4 protein-coding genes are annotated in these 2,043 nt (G+C 34.2%); 1 reads left to right on the top strand and 3 read right to left on the bottom strand.

Annotation, left to right across the window (positions count from 1 at the left end; all coding sequences use genetic code 11):
• A partial coding sequence (locus AC06OU_RS04150; RefSeq protein ID WP_475854175.1) for a methylated-DNA--[protein]-cysteine S-methyltransferase occupies window positions 1–301 on the top strand: 301 nt, incomplete at its 5' end.
• 142 nt (window positions 302–443) lie between these two features.
• Here the strand turns inward: AC06OU_RS04150 and AC06OU_RS04145 are convergent.
• From AC06OU_RS04145 to AC06OU_RS04135, 3 genes are all read right to left on the bottom strand, one after another.
• A complete protein-coding gene (locus tag AC06OU_RS04145; protein ID WP_475854173.1) occupies window positions 444–680 on the bottom strand; it encodes a hypothetical protein in 237 nt (78 codons plus the stop codon).
• A 143-nt stretch (window positions 681–823) separates the two neighbouring features.
• The gene (locus AC06OU_RS04140; protein ID WP_475854171.1) at window positions 824–1,318 is read right to left on the bottom strand and encodes a hypothetical protein; all 495 of its coding nucleotides are present in this window, start codon (window positions 1,316–1,318) and stop codon (window positions 824–826) included.
• A gap of 166 nt (window positions 1,319–1,484) precedes the next feature.
• The coding region (locus AC06OU_RS04135; RefSeq protein ID WP_475854169.1) for an SMI1/KNR4 family protein at window positions 1,485–2,043 on the bottom strand (559 nt) is incomplete at its 5' end.

Genomic DNA, 2,043 nt, shown 5'->3' with positions numbered 1-2,043 from the left:
CTTTCTCTATAACTATGAGGGCACTGCATTTCAGCAATCTGTTTGGCAAGCACTTACACAAGTTCCTTATGCGACAACTGCTACCTATAAGCATATAGCAGAAACAATTGGGAAAAATCGTGCAGTTAGAGCTGTAGGAAGTGCTAATAACAAAAACAGATTACCTATTGTGATACCTTGTCATCGGATCATAAGCGTTGGAGGAAAGTTGACTGGTTACGCTGGAGGTCTGTGGAGGAAAGAATGGCTTTTACAGCATGAACAATCTAAATTGCAAAATATCAACACCACCACTTTATAAATATTAATGAAGGAGCCCAAGGGAAATATCCGGGGCTCCTTCTAGTCGTTACCGAGGTCTTTTATACGCTTCTTAGGTTTATTGGATTTTTGACACGCTGAAATAAGCATTTGCTCCAGTCGATAGGTCTTTGGAAAAGAAATCAAACTTGTAATTTTCTTTGTCTAAAAATCAGGAAAAAGGATAGAATCAACAAAGCAATTCCTACAAATAAATACAAACCTTTTCCATCATAAGAAATCATAAGAATAAGTTCCCACAAATTTGATGGACCAGAATCAGGACTATCACTATGTGGGTAATTAAATATAAAAGGTAGTATTCCGAAGCTAGATAAGATTGCACCTAAAATTGGTGAAATAGTAGAAAATACTTTCATAAATACACATCCATTTTTTTCTTTTTATCCGTCTTTTGAATTTTTATAAAAGTAATGATCATTACGAAAACATCCAATCAGTAAAAAAGCCATATTAATATATTCATGCTTTTAATCACAGAATGTTAAATTATCATAAAAGATTATGGCGATTTCTTAATCCGTTTTAGAACATACATAATTATCAGCAATAAAATTAAGGAGAGCAGACTGATATATATGGTATTTATATTTGTAGAACTTTCGGGTGTTATCTGTTCCTCCCCCTTATTAGCATCTGAGTCTTTTAAAACTTTTTCAATGGGTTTTTCACCTTTTCCTAATTCAGCTAAATCCTTATCTGCTAAAGACAACGGAGTAGTTTTGGAACAGTAATTCACTTGCATTTCTCCATTTGATTCATTTGCATATACTAAATATTCTTGATTTAATTCAAATTCGTAGCCACAGCTTTCCGTATTTCTTACAGTATAAACTGTAATTGGTGACTGATTCGGCCCCTTCCAATATTCATTCACCTCAAAATGTACTGCAATAGGATCAGCAGAAGAATGGATGGACTTATTTTTGTTTTCATCTCTTATTTCAACAACTTTTCCAGAAAAAACTGTGGAACTAAAATCTAATTCTTCTTTCACGGTGTTTGGCTGATCACATGAACAAGCGTAACCTGTAACAGTGAAAAAATTAAAAAAAGGAAAAAAAAGTAGTATCAACAACAAAACAATGTACTTAACTTTATTGTTAACTATAGAATTGATGTCAGTTAACCTCCCCTTTAACACTTTACAAGCATTGATTATATTACTTTTCTTCACTATTAAGAAAAATAAAGTTACCGTCAATAATATCCTGTAAATACTCGTCAAAGCTGTCTGCAATCACTTTGTATTCATCTGGATCATGTAGAAATCGAACTATTTGACCACTTACACCATCAGATGAAGGGTTAAAATCAATAAAGAGTCTTGATGTCCCACCGTTGTTCATACAGTCTGCAAAATGAATATACTTACCAGGTAGCAGTCCCTCTGGATTTATCTTAGGGTCAACAGCCTCCTCGTCATCTTGATATTCTAATAGATAGGAGACTTCTTCTTCTTCCTTAGAACTATCGAGCATCTGTTGTGTAGATAGCAAATAATATGGATATTCGCCATCAGCAACATCAGCGCCTAAAATACAAACCGCAATTTCATTTTCTTTATATTCCCGCCAATATGTACCGTCTATATTTTCCAGTAAACAGATTAGTGATTCTGGACATTCTGGATATTCTGACCTGAGGGTATTAAGATCCTCTTTTGAAGCCCCATGTGCTGTATTTAATTCGTCGAGCTCAACTTTTGATAATGCTCCTCTT

The organism is Psychrobacillus sp. (genome assembly GCF_056205495.1).
This window is presented reverse-complemented; position numbering and strand designations above follow the sequence as displayed.

Coding starts and splice junctions, on each gene's coding strand:
- AC06OU_RS04145 (WP_475854173.1), bottom strand. CDS start 680: ATGAAAGTATTTTCTACTATTTCACCAATTTTAGGTGCAATCTTATCT.